The sequence below is a fragment of the Muricoccus pecuniae genome, assembly GCF_014199205.1.
GTDB lineage: Bacteria > Pseudomonadota > Alphaproteobacteria > Acetobacterales > Acetobacteraceae > Roseomonas > Roseomonas pecuniae.
Genome location: NZ_JACIJD010000003.1, coordinates 90,815 through 108,442 on the forward strand (window position 1 = coordinate 90,815; position 17,628 = coordinate 108,442).

At 74.2% G+C, this 17,628-nt stretch carries 15 protein-coding genes; all 15 read right to left on the reverse strand.

Going from position 1 to position 17,628, the window contains the following annotated elements; all coding sequences use genetic code 11:
* Window positions 1-48: 48 nt before the first annotated feature.
* The 15 genes from ftsA to mraZ are packed head-to-tail and all read right to left on the reverse strand — an operon-like array spanning window position 49 to window position 17,596.
* Window positions 49-1,356 carry a cell division protein FtsA gene (gene ftsA / locus FHS87_RS04160; protein WP_184514213.1) on the reverse strand — a complete coding sequence of 436 codons (1,308 nt, stop codon included), beginning with the start codon at window positions 1,354-1,356 and terminating at the stop codon, window positions 49-51.
* Window positions 1,353-2,246: a cell division protein FtsQ/DivIB gene (locus FHS87_RS04165; protein ID WP_184514215.1), complete on the reverse strand. Its 894-nt coding sequence runs from the start codon at window positions 2,244-2,246 to the stop codon at window positions 1,353-1,355. Before FHS87_RS04165 ends, ftsA begins: the two co-directional genes overlap by 4 nt.
* Window positions 2,236-3,204, reverse strand: coding sequence for a D-alanine--D-alanine ligase (locus FHS87_RS04170; RefSeq protein WP_184514217.1), 969 nt, complete (start codon window positions 3,202-3,204; stop codon window positions 2,236-2,238). Before FHS87_RS04170 ends, FHS87_RS04165 begins: the two co-directional genes overlap by 11 nt.
* The gene (gene murB / locus FHS87_RS04175; protein ID WP_184514219.1) at window positions 3,201-4,106 is read right to left on the reverse strand and encodes a UDP-N-acetylmuramate dehydrogenase; all 906 of its coding nucleotides are present in this window, start codon (window positions 4,104-4,106) and stop codon (window positions 3,201-3,203) included. Before murB ends, FHS87_RS04170 begins: the two co-directional genes overlap by 4 nt.
* Window positions 4,103-5,545 (reverse strand): UDP-N-acetylmuramate--L-alanine ligase, encoded by a 1,443-nt coding sequence (gene murC / locus FHS87_RS04180; protein ID WP_184514221.1) that lies wholly within the window; start codon window positions 5,543-5,545, stop codon window positions 4,103-4,105. The genes murB and murC overlap by 4 nt, the downstream gene beginning before the upstream one ends.
* 1 nt (window position 5,546) lies before the next feature.
* Window positions 5,547-6,689 carry an undecaprenyldiphospho-muramoylpentapeptide beta-N-acetylglucosaminyltransferase gene (gene murG / locus FHS87_RS04185; protein WP_184514222.1) on the reverse strand — a complete coding sequence of 381 codons (1,143 nt, stop codon included), beginning with the start codon at window positions 6,687-6,689 and terminating at the stop codon, window positions 5,547-5,549.
* Window positions 6,686-7,831, reverse strand: coding sequence for an FtsW/RodA/SpoVE family cell cycle protein (locus FHS87_RS04190; RefSeq protein WP_456306604.1), 1,146 nt, complete (start codon window positions 7,829-7,831; stop codon window positions 6,686-6,688). The genes murG and FHS87_RS04190 overlap by 4 nt, the downstream gene beginning before the upstream one ends.
* A complete protein-coding gene (gene murD, locus FHS87_RS04195) occupies window positions 7,828-9,183 on the reverse strand; it encodes a UDP-N-acetylmuramoyl-L-alanine--D-glutamate ligase (protein ID WP_184514226.1) in 1,356 nt (451 codons plus the stop codon). Before murD ends, FHS87_RS04190 begins: the two co-directional genes overlap by 4 nt.
* On the reverse strand, window positions 9,180-10,265 hold the full coding sequence (gene mraY, locus FHS87_RS04200) for a phospho-N-acetylmuramoyl-pentapeptide-transferase (RefSeq protein ID WP_184514228.1): 1,086 nt from the start codon (window positions 10,263-10,265) through the stop codon (window positions 9,180-9,182). The genes murD and mraY overlap by 4 nt, the downstream gene beginning before the upstream one ends.
* On the reverse strand, window positions 10,262-11,641 hold the full coding sequence (locus FHS87_RS04205; RefSeq protein WP_184514230.1) for a UDP-N-acetylmuramoyl-tripeptide--D-alanyl-D-alanine ligase: 1,380 nt from the start codon (window positions 11,639-11,641) through the stop codon (window positions 10,262-10,264). Before FHS87_RS04205 ends, mraY begins: the two co-directional genes overlap by 4 nt.
* Complete coding sequence (locus FHS87_RS04210; RefSeq protein ID WP_184514232.1) at window positions 11,638-13,122, reverse strand: UDP-N-acetylmuramoyl-L-alanyl-D-glutamate--2,6-diaminopimelate ligase; 1,485 nt, start codon at window positions 13,120-13,122, stop codon at window positions 11,638-11,640. The genes FHS87_RS04205 and FHS87_RS04210 overlap by 4 nt, the downstream gene beginning before the upstream one ends.
* The gene (locus FHS87_RS04215) at window positions 13,109-15,178 is read right to left on the reverse strand and encodes a peptidoglycan D,D-transpeptidase FtsI family protein (protein ID WP_184514234.1); all 2,070 of its coding nucleotides are present in this window, start codon (window positions 15,176-15,178) and stop codon (window positions 13,109-13,111) included. The genes FHS87_RS04210 and FHS87_RS04215 overlap by 14 nt, the downstream gene beginning before the upstream one ends.
* Window positions 15,175-16,161, reverse strand: coding sequence for a cell division protein FtsL (ftsL, locus tag FHS87_RS04220; protein ID WP_184514236.1), 987 nt, complete (start codon window positions 16,159-16,161; stop codon window positions 15,175-15,177). Before ftsL ends, FHS87_RS04215 begins: the two co-directional genes overlap by 4 nt.
* The gene (gene rsmH / locus FHS87_RS04225) at window positions 16,158-17,135 is read right to left on the reverse strand and encodes a 16S rRNA (cytosine(1402)-N(4))-methyltransferase RsmH (RefSeq protein WP_184514238.1); all 978 of its coding nucleotides are present in this window, start codon (window positions 17,133-17,135) and stop codon (window positions 16,158-16,160) included. The genes ftsL and rsmH overlap by 4 nt, the downstream gene beginning before the upstream one ends.
* Window positions 17,132-17,596, reverse strand: coding sequence for a division/cell wall cluster transcriptional repressor MraZ (gene mraZ / locus FHS87_RS04230; protein WP_184514240.1), 465 nt, complete (start codon window positions 17,594-17,596; stop codon window positions 17,132-17,134). Before mraZ ends, rsmH begins: the two co-directional genes overlap by 4 nt.
* Window positions 17,597-17,628 lie beyond the last annotated feature (32 nt).

A 17,628-nucleotide genomic window follows, 5' to 3' on the forward strand; every position in this document is an offset into this window, starting at 1 on the left:
CCCCTTCGAAGACGCGATGAAAACGAATCGCCCCCGGGCCCTTATGCATCACACACGGTCCCGGAGCCAATTGACGAAACGCGAAAGAATGCCGCGCGATACCTGCTGGTAGTTGTCGAAATCGAGCGACGGCCGTCCCTCGCCCCCGCCCCAGGCGATGAGGCCGAGGGTGGTGGCGAAGCCGGGCGCGTGGAAGGCCTCCGGCAGGCCGCGGACGAGCTGCGGCCGGCCCAGCCGGACCTGCCGGCCGAGGATGCGCGCTGCGGCCTCCCGCACGCCGACGAGCTGGCTCGCGCCCCCCGTCAGCACCACGCGCTGCCCGGCATCGGGGCCGAGATCCACCTCGGCCAGCCGGTCCCGGATCAACTCCAGCGTCTCCTCGACGCGCGGGCGGATGATCTTGAGCATGCGGGCGCGCGGCACGCGCGACAGCATCTCCCCGTCCTCCCCCACCTGGGAGAGGGAGAGCATCTCGCGCTCGTCCTCGATCGTGCCGATCATGCTGCCATGCATGGTCTTCAGCCGCTCGGCCTGATCGAGCGAGGTGGAGAGGCCGCGGGCAAGGTCGTTCGTCACCTGCCAGCCGCCGACGGGCACCTGCGCGGTGTGCAGCAGCACGCCCTCGTGCAGCACGGCGAGCGTGGTGGTGCCGCCGCCCATGTCGATCACCACGGCGCCCAGCTCGCGCTCGTCCTCGTTCAGCGCGGAGAGGGCGGCGGCATAGGGGGCGGAGACGGGCTCCTCCACCTCCAGGTCGCAGCGGGCGAGGCCGGTGCCGAGGTTGCGGAGGGAGGCGGAGGCCGCGTCCACGAGATGCAGCCGCATCCCCAGGCTCTCGCAGATCATGCCGCGGGGGTCGGCCACGCCGGGGGTCGCGTCCAGCGTGAAGCCGAGCGGCAGGGCGTGCACCGCCTCGCGCCCCTCGTCGGCCATGCGGCGCCGGCCCTCGGAGACCATGGCGCGCAGGTCGGCGTCCGTCACGGCCCGGCCGCCGATCGTCCACTGGATGTGCTGCTGCCGGCTCTCCGGTTGGCCGCAGGAAAGGTTGACGATGACGCCCGAGAGCTTGATCTCGGCCATCTCCTCGGCCTGGGCGACGGCCGCGCGCACGGCCCGCTCGGCGGCTGCGAGGTCGACGAGGTTGCCGCCCTTCACCCCGTGGGAGCGCTGCCAGCCATAGCCGAGCGCGCGCGGGAGGCCGTCCGGCTCCAGGCGCGCGATGATGCAGACGATCTTCGTGCTGCCGATGTCGAGCACGCCGAAGGTGCCGGCGCGCGCGCGGGCGTGGCGGCCGCGCGGCGGGGCGATCCCCGGCCCCGCAGCGGGACCGTCCGGGCGGCGCGTCACCGCGTTCACCCGTTCCTCCCCGCCCGCGCACGGGTGGCGGCGGGCACGGGCGCGGGCTCGGGCTGGGCCACCGGGCGCAGCACCAGCCGGTCCGGCAGGCGCAGGTCCACGGTCTGCATCGGGCGGTCGAGCAGCTGGTTCTGGCGCTGCATCTCGGCGAGGCGCTGGATCGCCGCCTCCTCATGCGCCTCGGGCAGCAGCACGTCGGTGCCGCTGTGCAGGCGCAGGTTCCAGCGCCGCTCGCCGATGCGGACCAGCGCCTGGGTGCGGGCCATCACGTCCGGCGCCTCGCGCAGGATGTCGTGGAGGGCGGCGGCGGTCTTGTGCGCGCCCGCGCCGACGACGAGCGGCAGGGGGCCGAAGGCGTCGAGCCGGTCGGTCGCGACGGTGCGGCCCTCGCGGTCGATCACGGCGAAGCGGCCGTTGTTCTGCCAGATCGCGAAGGGCGCCCGCTCCTTCACTCGCACGATGACGAGGCCGGAGAGGTGGCGCTGCACCTCCGCCTCCTCGATCCAGGGAATGGCCTCCAGCCGCTCCCGCGCCCCGGAGGGCGCGAAGGCGAGCACGGGGTCGCCCGGCCGCACCCCGATCGCCTGGCGGATCTGCGCCGAGGGGGTGTTCCGCACGCCCTCCACCCGGACATCGCTCACCACCAGCCCGCCGACCCGCGCGCCGAGGCTCGCCGTCACGCCCTCGAGGGCCGAGGAGAGCTTGCTCGCGGGATCGAGGCTCGCGACCCAGACGGCGGCGATGCCGAAGAGGCCGAGCAGCGCGCCCGCCTTGGCCGCGGGGCGCAGCATCGGGCGGCGACGGCGCAGCCAGAGGCGCAGCGCGCTGGGGCGGACGGGCTCGGGCGGCGCCGGCCGCGCGCGGACGCCGGCGGTGAGCTTACGCGGCATCGCGCAGCCCCCTCGCGGTTCGGTCCAGCCCGTCATGCCGGGCCCCATCGTGGCGAGCTTGGCGCACCATCCAGGCGCAGAGCTCGGGGAAGGCGATGCCGCGATAGGCGGCCTGCTCCGGCACGAGGGAGGTGGGCGTCATGCCGGGCTGGGTGTTCACCTCCAGCAGTACCAGCCCCTCGGCGCCGGGGCGGGTATCGTCCCAGCGGAAATCGGCGCGGGAGACGCCGCGGCAGCCGAGCGCGGCATGAGCGGCGACCGCCACCTCCATCGCGCGGTCCCGCACGATCTCCGGCACGGGGGCGGGGATGGTGTGGCGCGAGCCGCCATCGGCGTATTTGGCGTCGTAGTCGTAGAAGGCGTGGCCGGTGGCGATCTCCGTCACGGCCAGGGCGCGGTCCTCCATCACCGCAACGGTCAGCTCCTTCCCCGGGATGAAGGGCTCGGCGATGATCTCGCCCCAGCACCAGGAGGCCGCGATCTCCGCGCGGCGGTTGTCGTGCTCGCGCAGGATGTGGACGCCGACGGAGGAACCCTCCCGCACGGGCTTGACCACATAGGGCAGGGGCAGGGGATCGGCCTCGGCCAGCTCGGCGGCGCCGATCAGCCGGTGCGGCGCGACCGGCAGGCCGGCGGCGGCGAAGGCGGCCTTGGCGGCGGCCTTGTCCATCGCGACGGCCGAGGCGCGCAGGCCGGAATGCGTGTAGGGGATGCCCATCCAGTCGAGCACGCCCTGGATCGCGCCGTCCTCGCCGAAGCGGCCGTGCAGCGCGTTGAACACCACATCCGGGCGCGAAGCCGCGATGCCGGCCACCAGCGCGCCGAGATCCGCGCCGGGATCGATCGTCGTCACCTCGAACCCCGCCTCGCGCAGGGCGGCGGCGATCTCGCGGCCGGAGGAGAGCGACACCTCCCGCTCGCTGGACAACCCGCCGAGAAGGACCGTGACTCGGCTCATGCCGCGCGCTCCCCGATGCGCTTGATCTCCCATTCCAGCGAGATGCCGGAATGGGCCAGCACGGCGGCGCGCACGGCGTCGCCGAGATCCTCCAGATCGGCGGCCGTGGCCTCGCCGGTGTTCAGGAGGAAGTTGCAGTGCTTCTCGCTCACCTGCGCGCCGCCCAGCACCCGGCCGCGGCATCCCGCAGCGTCGATCAGGGCCCAGGCCTTGTGCCCCGGCGGGTTGGCGAAGGTGGAGCCGCCGGTGCGCGCACGCACGGGCTGCGTCGCCTCCCGGCTCTCGCGGATGGCGGCCATGCGGGCGGCGATGGCGGCCTTCTCCCCCGGCACGGCGCGGAACCGCGCGCGGGTGACGACGCCGCCGGGCGGCAGCTGCGAGCGGCGATAGGAGAGGCGCAGCTCGGCGGCGCGCACGCGCAGCAGCCCGTCGGCCGTCGCGATCTCGGCCCAGTCCAGCACGTCCGCCACTTCGGCGCCGTAGGCCCCGGCATTCATCGCGACCGCGCCGCCGATGCTGCCGGGAATGCCCGAGAGGAATTCCAGCCCGGAGAGGCCGGCCGCCGCCGCGTGCTCGGCCACGGTGGCGTCCAGCGCCGCGGCGCCCGCCACCACGCCGTCCGCCTCGACCTCGACATCGCCGAAGCCGCGCGCGAGGCGCAGCACGATCCCGCGCACGCCGCCGTCCCGCACGATGAGGTTGGAGGCGGCGCCGATCACGGTGATCGGCAGCTCCGCCCGCCGCAGCAGGCGCAGGAGGTCGTCCACATCCGCCGGGCGCGCGAGCAGCTCCGCGGGCCCGCCCACGCGGAACCACGTCGCCGGCCCGAGCGCCGCCCCTGCCTGCACGCGCCCGCGGAGCGGGGGAAGGGGGGCATCGGCCATGTGGACGGAGGCGCTCACGCCGCGCCCTTGATCCGGCGCGGGCCGCTCTTGGCCTGCAGCTCGGCGAGCTGCTCCGGCAGGGCATGCGCCCAGTTCGTGATGTTGCCCGCGCCGAGGCAGACGACGTAGTCGCCCGGCCGCGCGACCGCGTGCACCATCTCGGCCAGGTGCTCCGGGCCGGGCAGGGGCACGACGCTGCGGTGGCCGTGGGCGCGCAGGCCCTCGACCAGCGCGTCCTGGTCCCGCCCCTCGATCGGCTGCTCGCCGGCGGCGAAGACATCGGCGACGATCACCGTGCCGGCGTCGTTCATGCAGGTGCAGAACTCGTCGAACAGCGCGTCGAGCCGCGAGTAGCGGTGCGGCTGCACCACCGCCACCACGTCCCGGGCGCCCGCCTGCCGCGCGGCCTTCAGCACCGCCGCGATCTCGACGGGGTGGTGGCCGTAGTCGTCGATCACCGTGATGCCGCCGGCCTCGCCCGCCCGGGTGAAGCGGCGCTTCACGCCCTTGAAGGTGGCGAGCGCCATGCGGATCGTCTCCTCCGGCACCTCCATCTCCACGCCGATCGCGATGGCGGCCAGCGCGTTCAGCACGTTGTGCTGGCCGAGCATGGGCAGGCGGAAGGGCTTGAGGGCGCGGGAGCGGCGGTTAAGCCGGTCCTGCACCACCACCTCGAAGGTGGCGCCCATGCGGTCGGTGATCACGCGCTCGGCCCGGACATCGGCCTGGGGCGAGAAGCCGTAGGTGATCAGGCGCCGGTCGGAGAGGCGCGGGATCATCGCCTGCACTTCCGGGTGGTCGGCGCAGAGAACCGCGAAGCCGTAGAAGGGGATGTTGCCGACGAACTGGGCGTAGCCCTCCTTCATCGCCTCCGCCGTGCCCCAGTGATCCAGGTGCTCGGGGTCCACATTCGTCACCACGGCGACGACGGCGGGGAGCTTGAGGAAGGAGCCGTCGCTCTCGTCGGCCTCCACCACCATCCACTCGCCCGCACCCAGCCGGGTGTTGGTGCCATAGGCGTTGACGATGCCGCCGTTGATCACGGTCGGGTCGATCTTCGCGGCCTCCAGCACGCAGGCGACGAGGCTCGTCGTCGTCGTCTTGCCGTGGGTGCCGCCGACCGCGATGGACCACTTCAGCCGCATCAGCTCGGCCAGCATCTCCGCCCGCCGCACCACGGGCAGGAAGCGGGCGCGCGCCGCCTGGACCTCCGGGTTGTCCTTCTTGACGGCGGAGGAGATGACGACGACCTGCGCCTCCCCCAGATTGGCGGCGTCGTGCCCGATGGAGACGGCGATGCCGGCCTCGCGCAGGCGGGTGACGTTGTAGCCCTCCGCGATGTCGCTGCCCTGCACCTGGTAGCCGAGATTGTGCAGGACCTCCGCGATCCCGGACATGCCGATGCCGCCGATGCCGACGAAGTGGATGGGGCCGATGTTCAGCGGCAGGGCGCGCATGTCAGGCTGCTTTTCCCCAGGGGCGTTGCTGCGGCATTTCGGCCACGAGTGAGAGGACCCTGTCGGCCAGCCTCTCGGCCGCATCGGGTTTACCGAGAAGTGCCGCAGCGCGGGCCGCTTCGTCCAGGGTTTCCGGCGCCAGAAGCCCTTTTTTCAGCGACGCGGCAAGGGATTCCACCGTGAAGCCTTTCTGCGGCATCAGTTCCGCGGCGCCGGCCTCCGAAAGGGAACGGGCGTTCTCGCTCTGGTGGTCGTCGATCGCGTGCGGCAGCGGCACGAGGATGCTCGGCCGGCCGGCGCAGGCGATCTCCGCGACCGTCGAGGCGCCGGCGCGGGCGATGACGAGATGGGCGGCGCGGAAATGCGCGGCGACGTCAGTGAAGAAGGGCGACAGCTCCGCCCTCACCCCCGCCGTCGCATAGACCGTGCGGGTGCGGTCCAGGTCCTCCGCCCGGCACTGCTGGACGACAGAGACGCGGCGCCGCAGCTCCGGGGCCAGGGAGGCGATGGCGGCGGGGACCACGTCGGCCAGGATCCGCGCGCCGAGCGAGCCGCCGATGACGAAGATCCGCATCTCCTCTCGCGGCGGCTCGTAGCCGGCGCCGTGCAGCGCGGCGATGGCGGGGCGCACGGGATTGCCCAGCACCTCCGCCCGGATGCCCGCGGGAACCCGCCGCGTGCCCTCGAAGGGAAGGGCGAGCAGGTCCGCCCCGCGGCAGAGGGCGCGGTTCGCGCGGCCGAGCACGGCGTTCTGCTCGTGCAGCACGACGGCCGGCCGGCGCCCGGCCGGCAGCAGCCGCGCCGCCAGCACGGGCGGCACGGAGGGATAGCCGCCGAAGCCCACCACGGCGGAGGGGTTCAGCTCGGACAGCAGGCGGCGCGCCTCGACCGTGCCGAGGGCGAGGGCCAGCGCCCCGCGCGCCGCGCCGAGCACGCCGTGCCCCGCGAGGCCCGAGCCCTTGAGCACGAAGCGCTCCGCATTGGCGAAGGTCGGGCTGGCGAGGGCGGAGGAGCGCGCATCGGTCATCAGCGCCACGCGCTCCCCGCGCTTGACCAGCGCGGCGGCGAGCGCCTCGGCCGGGAAGAAGTGCCCGCCCGTGCCGCCGGCGGCGATGACGACGGGCCGCGCCCCCGGGCCCCTCACCGGAGGGTCCCTTCCTCGGCCCGGTTCATCCGCTTGCGCGTGAGGGCGAGGAGGAAGCCCATGCCGAGCGCGATGGCGATGACGGAGGAGCCGCCATAGGAGACGAAGGGCAGGGTCATGCCCTTGGTCGGGATGAGGTGCAGGGAGGAGGCCATGTTGATGAAGGCCTGCAGCCCGAACTGCGCCAGCAGCCCCGAGGCGCCGAGGATGACGTAGAGATCCGTCTCCGCCAGCAGCCGCGTCAGCCCGCGCACCACCACGAAGGTGAAGAGGGCGAGGATGAAGAGGCAGACGAGGAGGCCGAACTCCTCGCCCACCACGGCGAAGACGAAGTCGGCATGGGCGTCGGGCAGCACGTTCTTCATCCGCCCCTCGCCGGGGCCGACGCCCATCAGCCCGCCCGCGCCGAAGGCCTCCAGCGCCACGTCCACCTGGTAGCTCGCGCCGCCCTCGCCGTAGAGGAACTGGTTCACGCGCTTCTGGACGTGGCTGAACAGGAAGTAGGCGCCGACCAGCCCCGAGGCGCCGAGCCCGCCCAGCGCGACGACGACCAGCATGTTGATCCCGGCCACGAAGATCTGGGTGAAGAACACGGCGGAGACGACGAGCAGCATGCCGATGTCCGGCTGGCGCTGCAGCACCAGCGCCACCATGGCGTAGAGGCCGAGCACCATGCCCCAGGCCGCCCAGCCCCGCCGGCCCGCCGACTTGGCCTCGGCCATCAGCCAGGCGGCGACGACGGCGAAGCAGGGCTTGAGGAATTCGGAGGGCTGGAGCGAGCCGACCAGCGGCAGGTTCAGCCAGCGCCGCGCGCCCTTCACCTCCGCGCCGATCACGAGGGTCGCGGCCGTCAGCACCAGCGCGCCGGCGAAGCCGAGGAGGGCGAGGCGCCGGATGCCGCGCGGGCTGAGAAGCGAGACGCCGGCCATCACGGCGGAGGCGCCGAGCAGGAAGAAGACCTGCTTGGCGAAGAAGAGGTTGCGCGAGGAGGCGCCGATGCGCTCGGCCACCGCCGGCGCCGCGGCCAGCACCATGATGTAGCCGAGGAAGGCGAGGGTGAGCAGCGCCGCCAGGGTCCAGCGGTCCACGCTCCACCACCAGCGGCCGAGGGTGGACGTGTCAGCGCGCGACAGGGCCATCAGGCGGCCTCCGCTTCACGGTTGAGGAGATCGGCGACGAGGGCGCGGAACGCATCGCCCCGCGCCTCGAAGCTGCGGAACTGGTCGAAGGACGCGCAGGCGGGGGAGAGCAGCACGGCGCCGCTCCCCGTGCGCCGCGCGGCGTCCAGCGCTGCCGGCACGGCGGCCTCCAGCGTGGCGACGATCCGGTGCGGCACGCCGTGGGCGGCGAGCGTCGCGGCGAATTCCTCGGCCGCCTGCCCGATCAGCAGCGCCTCGGCCACGCGCGGGAAAAGGGGGGCGAGCGGCGCGATGCCGCCGGCCTTGGGCACGCCGCCCGCGATCCAGACGGCGCGCTCGTGGCAGGCCAGCGCGTAGGCGGTGCTGTCGGCGTTCGTCGCCTTGCTGTCGTTGAGGAAGGCGATGCCCTCAACCTCGCCCACCCGCTCCTGCCGGTGTGGCAGGCCGGGATAGGTGAGGAGGGCGGCGGCCACGACATCCCTCGCGATGCCGAGGCCGAGGGCGAGCGCCGTGGCGGCGGCGGCGTTCTGCGCGTTGTGCGGGCCGGGCAGGGCGGCGGCGCGGGAGAGATCGGCGATCGGGCCGGCCTCGTCGCGCAGCAGCGCGCCCTCGGCCCAGATCCCGCCGGGCTGGGGCGCGGTGCCGGAGATCGGGACCACGCGGCCCTCATGGGCGGCGGCGAGAGCGCGGGTCTCGGCGTCGTCCATGCCGAAGACGGCGATCTCGTTGCCCTGCATCACCCGCGCCTTGGCGGCGGCGTAGCCCGCCATGTCCCCGTGGCGGTCGAGATGGTCGGGCGAGAGGTTGAGCAGCGTGCCGAGATCGAAGCGCGCCCGGTCCAGCCGCTCCGCGGAGTAGGAGGACATCTCCAGGATGTAAGCGCCGTGATCCAGCAGGATCGGCATGTCCAGCGCCGCGGGGCCGAGATTGCCGCCCGTCGCCACCACCATCCCCGCCGCGCGGGCGATGTGGTCCAGCAGCGCGGTCGTGGTGGACTTGCCGTTGGTGCCGGTGATGCCGACGAAGCGCGCCCGGCTGCCCGCGGCGCGCACGGCGCGGAAGAGGAACTCCACATCCGCCAGCACGGGCGCGCCGATCTCCGCCGCGCGCCGCGCGACGGGATGCGCGCGCGGGCCGCGATGCGGGATGCCCGGCGAGATCATCAGGAGGTCGAAGGCCTCCGGCCGCGCGACGGTCAGCCCGGCGGCGTTGGCCGCCTCCCGCGCCGCCTCGCCGTCGTCCCAGGCCGTGACCTCGGCGCCCCAGTCGCGGAGCCGCAGCGCGGCGGGAAGGCCGGCGCGGCCGAGGCCGAGCACCGCGATCCGGTGCCCGGAAAAGGGGAGGGGGGTGCTCATCGGATCTTCAGCGTGGAGAGGCCGACGAGGGCCAGGATCATGGAGATGATCCAGAAGCGGATCACGATGGTGGGCTCGGCCCAGCCCTTCTTCTCGAAATGGTGGTGCAGCGGCGCCATGAGGAAGACGCGCTTGCCCGTGCGCTTGTACCAGAAGACCTGGATGACGACCGAGAGCGTCTCCACCACGAAGACGCCGCCGACGATGGCCAGCACAACCTCGTGCTTCGTCGCCACCGCGACGGCGCCGAGCGCGCCGCCGAGCGCGAGGCTTCCCGTATCCCCCATGAACACCGCCGCCGGCGGCGCGTTGAACCAGAGGAAGCCGAGGCCCGCGCCGATGAGGGCGGAGCAGAAGACCGCCAGCTCCCCCGTGCCCGGCACGAAGTGGAGCTGGAGATAGTCGGAGAAGACGCGGTTGCCGACGAGATAGGCGATCAGCGCGAAGACCCCGGCCGCGATCATCACGGGCACGATGGCCAGCCCGTCCAGCCCGTCCGTCAGGTTCACCGCGTTGGAGGCGCCGACCATCACCAGCATGGCCACCACGGGAAAGAACAGGCTGAAGGGGATCATCGCCTCCTTGAAGACGGGCAGGGTGAGGCTGTCGTTCAGCCCGGGCGGCAGGAACCAGAGGATGCCGATGGCCGCCGCCAGGCCGAGCCCGAACTGCACCACCAGCTTGCCGCGCGCCGAGACGCCCTTGGTGTTCCGCTTCGTCACCTTCAGCCAGTCATCGGCGAAGCCGAGCAGGCCGAAGCCGAGGGTGAGGAACAGCACCGCCCAGACCATGCCGTTCCGCAGGTCCGCCCAGAGCAGGGTGGAGACGCAGAGGGCGAGGAGGATCAGAACGCCGCCCATGGTGGGCGTGCCCTTCTTCTCGATGAGGTGGCGTTCCGGCCCGTCCGCGCGGATGGGCTGGCCGCCGCGCTGGAAGCCGCGCAGCCAGCGGATGACCATCGGCCCGAACAGCATGGAGACGACGAGCGCCGTCAGGCAGGCCGCCCCGGCGCGGAAGGTGACGTAGCGCAGCAGGTTGAAGATGATGAGGTCGCCGGGCCCGGCGAGCAGGGCGGGGATCATGCCGCGGCCCCGGCATGGTCGAGCGCCTTGATCGCGCGCACCACCCCCGCCATCCGGCTGCCGAGCGAGCCCTTCACCAGCACGGCATCCCCCGCACGCAGCGCATCGGCCACGATCGGGGCCAGCGCCGCGCTGTCCGCGGCATGGGCGCCGCGCCTCCCGGCCGGCAGCGCCGCGTACAGCGCCGCCATCTGCGGGCCGCAGGTGAAGACCACATCGGCGCAACCCGCCGCATCCGCCGCCAGCGCCGCGTGCATCGCGACGCCCTCGTCACCCAGTTCCAGCATGTCACCCATCACGGCCACGCGCCGCATTCCCTTCTGTGCCGCCAGGACGGCGAGGGCCGCGCGCATGGAGGTCGTATTCGCATTGTAGGATTCATCGAGCAGCAGCACCGCGCCGCCCTGCACGCGGACCAGGACCCGCGCGCCCCGCCCGGCCAGCGCGGCGAAGCCCGCCAGCCCCTCGGCGAAGCGCCGGGGATCGGCCCCCAGCGCCCGCGCCGCCGCCAGCGCCGCGACGGCGTTCATCGCCATGTGGCGCCCGGGCACGCCGAGCGCGACATCGAAGCCCTCGCCGCCCAGCGCCACGCGGAAGAGCTGGCTCTCCGGCCCGCCCTCCCAGGATTCCAGTCGAGCGTCGCCGCCCTCGCCGAAGGTGACGACGCGCGCGCCCGCCTCCTCCGCCCGCCGACGCAGCAGCCCGGCCTGCGGGCCCTCGGCGGGCAGCACCGCAACGCCGCCCGGCTCCAGCCCGGCGGCGATGTCGGCCTTCTCCTCCGCGATCGCCTCCATCGAGCCCAGGCGGCCGAGATGCGCGGGCGCGATGGTGGTGATCACCGCCACATGCGGCCGGGCGAGGCGCGAGAGCGGCGCGATCTCCCCCCGCGTGTTCATCCCGACCTCGATCACGCCGTATCCGGCCGAGACCGGCATGCGCGCGAGGGTGAGCGGCACGCCCCAGTGGTTGTTGTAGCTCGCCGCCGCCGCGTGCACCGCGCCGCAGGCCGAGAGGCCGGCCGCCAGCATCTCCTTCGTGCTCGTCTTGCCCACGCTCCCCGTCACTGCGACGAAGCGGGCGAGGGAGCGCGCGCGGCCCGCGGCGCCGAGCGCGGTCAGCCCGGCCAGCGTGTCGCCCACGCGCAGCAGCGGGCCGGCGCCGGGGATCTCGCGGTCCACCATGGCGCAGGCGGCGCCGCGGGCCAGGGCGTCGGGGACGAAGTCGTGGCCGTCGCGCGCGTCGCGCAGGGCGATGAAGAGATCGCCCGCGCCGGTGCCGCGGCTGTCGATGGAGACGCCCGTCACGGCCACGCCCTCCGGCACGGCCCCGCCCGTCGCCTCGCGCAGCGAGGCGGAATCCCAGAGCGCGGCGCTCAACGCGCGGCCCCCGCGAGGCGGCGCACCACCTCGGCATCGTCGAAAGGATGGGTCACGCCGCCGATCGTCTGCCCGCTCTCATGGCCCTTGCCGGCGACCGCCAGCACGTCCCCGGGGCCGAGCGCGGCCATGGCCTCGGCGATCGCCGCCTCGCGCCCGCCGATGTCCAGCCCGCCGGGCCCGTTCACCCCATGGTAACCGGCCAGCACGGCGGCGCGGATCGCGGCGGGGTCCTCGCTGCGGGGATTGTCGTCCGTTACCACCACACGGTCGGCACCGGCCGCGGCGGCGCCCATCAGGGGGCGCTTGCCGGGATCGCGGTCCCCCCCCGCGCCGAAAACGAGGTGCAGCCGCGCGGCATGCGGGCGGAGCGCGAGGAGCAGGCGCTCCAGCGCGTCCGGCGTGTGGGCGTAGTCGACATAGACGGCGGCGCCGTTGGGCAGCCGCGCGGCCAGCTCCATCCGGCCGCGCACGCCGGAAAGGCGGGGCAGGGCGCCGAGCACGCGGTCCAGCGGCAGGCCGGTCGCCACGGCGAGCGCCGCCGCGACCATCACGTTGTCCGCCTGGTAGCGGCCGACGAGCGGCAGGTGCAGCGTCTCGCGCCGGCCAAGGATCGTGATCTCCAGTTCCTGCCCGTCGGCGAGCGGGGCGTGGCGGAGCAGGCGGAGATCGGCGCCGGCCTCGCCCACGGTCAGAAGGCGCAGCCGGCGCGCGGCGGCGATGGAGCGCAGCGCGGCGAGGGTCGCGCCGTCCATGTCGGCATTCACCACGGCCGGGCGGCCGGGCTCCAGCAGCGTGTCGAAGAGCCGCAGCTTGGCGCCGCGATAGGCCTCGATCGTGCCGTGATAGTCGAGATGGTCGCGCGTGAGGTTGGAGAAGCCGGCGCCCGCCAGCGCGACGCCGTCGAGCCGCCGCTGCTCCAGCCCGTGGGAGGAGGCCTCCATCGCCGCATGCGTCACCCCCGCGCGCGCGATGGCGGCGAGCGTCGCGTGGAGCGAGACGGGATCGGGCGTGGTGAGGGACGGGCCTTGGGGAAAGCCCTCGGCCACCAGCCCCAGCGTGCCCATCGAGGCCGCGCGCGCGCCGGTATCGGCCCAGATCTGGCGGAGGAAGTCGGCCGTGCTCGTCTTGCCGTTGGTGCCGGTCACGGCGACCACCGTGCCGGGCTGCGCGCCGTGGAAGCGCGCGGCCATCAGCGCGAGCGCGCGGCGCGGGTCGGCGGCGGTGACCATCGGGCGCGGCGGCACGCCGGGCGGCCACTCCGTTCCCTCCGGCGCCAGCACGGCGGCGGCGCCGCGGCGCACGGCCTCCTCGATATGCGCGCGCCCGTCCGTGCGCGCGCCGGGCAGCGCCGCGAAGAGCGCGCCCGGCACCACCTGCCGGCTGTCCGCCGTCAGCGCCGTCACCTCCGGCCGGTTCCCCCCATCCGCGATCCGCGTCTCGATGGGGTCCAGCCGGGCCATCAGCTCATCGAGCCTCATGGCTCTGAGTCGCCGCGCCCGGAGGTGTCGCGGCCGGGATTGTCGCAGCCTGGGCGGCGATGGAGAAGCGGATGCGGCTCACCGCCCCCTCCCGCATCACGTCCAGCTCCGTCACGCGCAGCGGCACCGGGGGCGGGATGGTGGGCGTGGAGGGCACGGGGGCCGGCGTCGCCGGGCGCGGCGCGACCGCGGGGGTGGTGCCGGCGGGGGCCGCGGGGCGCGGGGCGGGGCTGCCGGGCGCCGGGGCGGCCGGGCGCGGCCCGGGGCGGCCGGGCTGCAGCGGGATGCTGACGGATTGCAGGATCTCCGGCGCCACCGGGTTCTCCGGCACGAGGCCGAGCACGGGGGCGATGCGCGAGATCACGGCGCCCGCCGCCGGCGCCGCCACCCAGCCCGCCGTCGCGTAGCCGTGGGACCGGGCGTTCGGGTTCGGCTCGTCCACCATCACGTAGATCGCGTAGCGCGGCGCGTTCATGGGGAAGGCGCCGACGAAGGCCGCGATGCGCTTGTTCGGCAGGTAGCCGCCGCGCGGGCCCGTCTTCTGCGCCGTGCCCGTCTTGCCGCCGACGAAGTAGCCGGGCACGTCCGCGCCCTTGCCCGAGCCGTCCGTCACCACCAGCCGCATGAGGCGGCGCATGGTCTCGGAGGTGCGCTCGCTCACCACCCGCGTGCCCTCGCGCACCACCCCCGGCGGCTGGGCCAGCAGGGTGGGGGTGCGGAGGATGCCGCCATTGGCGATGGCCGCGATGCCGTTCACCACGTGCAGCGGCGTGACGGAGATGCCGTGGCCGAAGGAGATCGTCATCATGTTGATCTCCTTCCACCCGTTGGCCGGCGGCACGAGGGGAAGCGCCGTCTCGGTGATCTCGATCCCCTGGCGGGCGAGCATCCCGACACGCCCCATGAACTCGCGCTGCCGCGCCGGGCCGTAGCCCTGCGCCATGTGCGCCGCGCCGAGGTTGGAGGAGTAGGCCAGCACCTCGGGGAAGGTGAGCCAGCGGTTCTTGCCCTTGTAGTCGCTGATGGTGAAGCGGCCGTAGCGGATGGGCGAGGCGGCGTTGTAGCTGCTCGAGTTCACGTTGCCCGTGCCGTATTCCAGCGCGGCGGCGGCGGTGAGCAGCTTGAAGGTGGAGCCCGGCTCGTAGGTGCCGACGGTGACGCGGTTGAAGCGCTGCTCCGGCGTCGCCGCGCCGATGTCGCCCGCGTCGTAGTCGGGCAGCGACACCATCGCGATCACCTCGGAGGTGTTGATGTCCAGCACCACCCCCGCGCCGCCGATGCCCGTGTACTCCTCGATCGCCTTGGCCACGGCGTCGCGGAGCGCGAGCTGCACGCGGATGTCGATGGAGGTGCGCAGCGGCTCGTTCGGCCGCGCCCGCAGCCGCTCGTCATGGTAGCGCTCCATGCCCGAGAGGCCGGCGCCGTCCACGTCCACATTGCCCAGCACGTGCACCGCCGCCCGGCCCTGCGGGTAGTAGCGGCGCTCGGATTCCTCGAAGTGCAGCCCCGCGATGCCGAGGTCGTTCACCGCCTGCTTCTCGCGCGGGGTCAGCGCGCGGGCGAGGTAGGAGAACTGCCGCTCCCCCGTGAGCCGGCCGACGAGGCGGGAGGAGTCGAGCTGCGGCAGCACGCGCGACAGGCGCCGCGCCACCTCCGCCGGGTTCTCGATCTGTCGCGGATTGGCGTAGAGCGCGGTCACGGGCAGCGAGACCGCGAGGATCTCCCCGTTGCGGTCGGTGATCGGCGCGCGCCCCGTCGCCTGCTCGCTCGTCGGCGCCAGGGAGGGCCGGGGCTGCGCGACGCGGCGCGGCTCGCGGGGATCGATCACCGTCGCGATCGTCGCCTTCAGCGCCACGGCGCCGAAGAGGAGGCCGAAGCCCGCGGCGGCCATCACCAGCCGCCCGCGGCTCTTCTCCAGCATCGCGCGGCGCGCCAGGTCGGGCTGGCCCGAGGCGCGCCCCTTGCCGCGATGATCGCCGACGCGCGAGGCCCGCACCGGCTCGCGCAGGTGGTAGGCGATCGTCGCGTTCGGGTCCGGGGCGGCGGGGTGGTTCACCGGATGGTGCCCAGGGTCGCGGCGCTGGCGCTGGCCACCGGCACGGGCGGCGCGAGAACCGGCCGCCCGACGCCGCCGAGCATGGAGCCCGTGCCCGAGGGCAGCTCGGAGGCACGCGGCGCCGGCATCGCGGCGGGGTTGTTCGGGCGCATGTGCAGCGCCGTCCGCAGCAGGGCGGAGGACTGCGGCGGGGCGGGGAGGTTCATCCCACGGTCGATCTCGCGGTCGGCGAGGCGCGTCTCGGCGGGGCGGACGGGAGCGGCGAGGCGCGGCACGGGGCGCGGGGCAAGGTCGCGCGGCTCGGGCGCCTTCGCCTCGGGCGTGCGCAGCGCGGCCACCTGCGGCGCGGGCGCGGGCCGCGCCGGGGCCTTCGCCTCGGCGGGCTGCGGCGCCGCGCGCTCGGGGGCTGGGCGCTCGGGGGCCGGGGCGGGGCGGGGCTGGACGGCGGCGACCTGCGCGGGCGCGGCGGCGGGCGGCAGCGGAACGATGGAGACGCTGGCGGTGGGCTGCGGCGCCGCCTGGGCCAGGCGCGCGACGGGCGCCGGGGCGGGGGAGGCCGGCGCGACCGCGCGGGCAGTGGCAGGGGAGGGCGCGGCAGGGGCCGGGCCCGGCGCCGCGGCGGCGACGGCCACGGCGACCGAGGCGCCGGTCCGCTCGGAGGCGGGCGGCGCGAAGAGGCTCGGCGCGCCGGCGAAGGCGACCGCGGCAGGCAGGCGGCGCTCCATCTCGGAGGGGCGGATGAACTGCGCCGTCTGCATCACCTCGAGCGGCAGGTTGCGCGCGGCGGAGCGCAGGCGCTCCGGCTCGTTCAGCAGAGCCCATTCGGCGCGCAGCACCGCCGTGCGCTCACGCGCCGCCTCGGTCTGCTTCACCGTCTCGCGCAGCGTCTTCTCGAGCTGCGAGACCTCGTGCTTCACGCCGTAGAGGTGAAGCCCCGCTCCGGCAGCGGCGATGAGGGAGAGAAAGGTCAGCGGTCGGATCATGCGGCGGCACGCCTCTCGATGGCGCGGAGCCGAGCCGACCGCGCACGAAAATTTGATGATGACTCTGCCACGGATGGACGCAGAGCGGAGGGGGTCAACAAGGAAAATTCCGCCTGCGTCTCAACTTTCTTGAGCGAGGCTGGATCGAATCGTGAAGCACCCGGTGCCCGGCCCGCCGCGTCGCGCATGAAGCGCTTCACGATGCGGTCCTCCAGCGAGTGGAAGGAGACGACGACGAGGCGCCCGCCCGGGGCCAGTAGCCGGATCGCCGCCGCCAGCCCGCGCTCCACCTCGCCCAGCTCGTCGTTCACCTTGAGGCGCAGGGCCTGGAAGCTGCGGGTCGCGCTGTCCATGCCGGAGGGATCGCGCGGCATCACCGCGTGGATCGCCTCGGCGAGCTGCATCGTCGTCTCGAAGGGGGCGTCGCCGCGCGCGGCCACGATCTTGCGGGCGATGCGGCGGGAGTGCCGCTCCTCGCCGAATTCCCATAGCAGATCCGCGATCTCCCGCTCGGGCAGGGTATTCACCAGATCCGCCGCCGTGGGGCCCGACTTCTCCATCCGCATGTCGAGCGGCCCGTCCGCGCGGAGGGAGAAGCCGCGCTCGGCCTGGTCGATCTGGTAGGAGGAGACGCCGAGATCGAGCACCACGCCGTCCAGCGCATCCACCCCGCGCTCGGCCATGAGGGAGAGCATGTCGCCGAAGCGCCCCTCGACGAGGTGCAGGCGCCCGGGGAAGCGCGCGGCGAGGGAGGCGCCGCGGGCGATGGCGTCGGGGTCGCGGTCGATCGCGTAGAGGGTGCAGCCGGCAGCGGAGAGGATGGCGGCGCTGTAGCCGCCGCCGCCGAAGGTGCCGTCCAGATAGGCGGCGCCGTCGCGGGGGGCGAGCGTCGCCAGCACCTCGGCCAGCATCACCGGCACATGGCCGCCCTCGGTGGGGTCCGGGGCGACCATGGGGGAGGGAAGGCCGCTCATGCGCCACCCGCCGGGCGGGGGGCAGGAATGGTCAGGCCACGCTCGCGGGCGCGCTGGCGGGCGGCCTCGGCGCGCTGGCGGGCCGCCTCGGGCTCCCAGATCTGGAAGGAGCGGCCGGCCCCCATGAAGGTCACGGCCTCGGTCAGCCCGGCATGGGAGATCAGGTCCTCGGGCAGGACCACGCGGCCCTCGCCATCGGGGCGGAGCGGGAAGGCGTCGGCGAAGAGGCTGAGGGAGAGGTCGTCGAGCGCGTCGGAGAAGACGTCGAGCTGCTCGAGCCCCGCGGCCATGGTCTCGAAGGTCGGCAGCGGCCAGGCCTCCACGCAGGCATCGCGGTGGGAACGGCGCAGGACGAGCTCCAGCGTGCCCAGGCGCTCCAGGGCACCGCGGAACGCGGCCGGGACGGACACGCGCCCCTTGCGATCCAGCTTGCCCGTGAAGGTGCCCATGAACTGGGTCATCCGCTGGACGTCCGCCCCCTCGCGGTCGCACC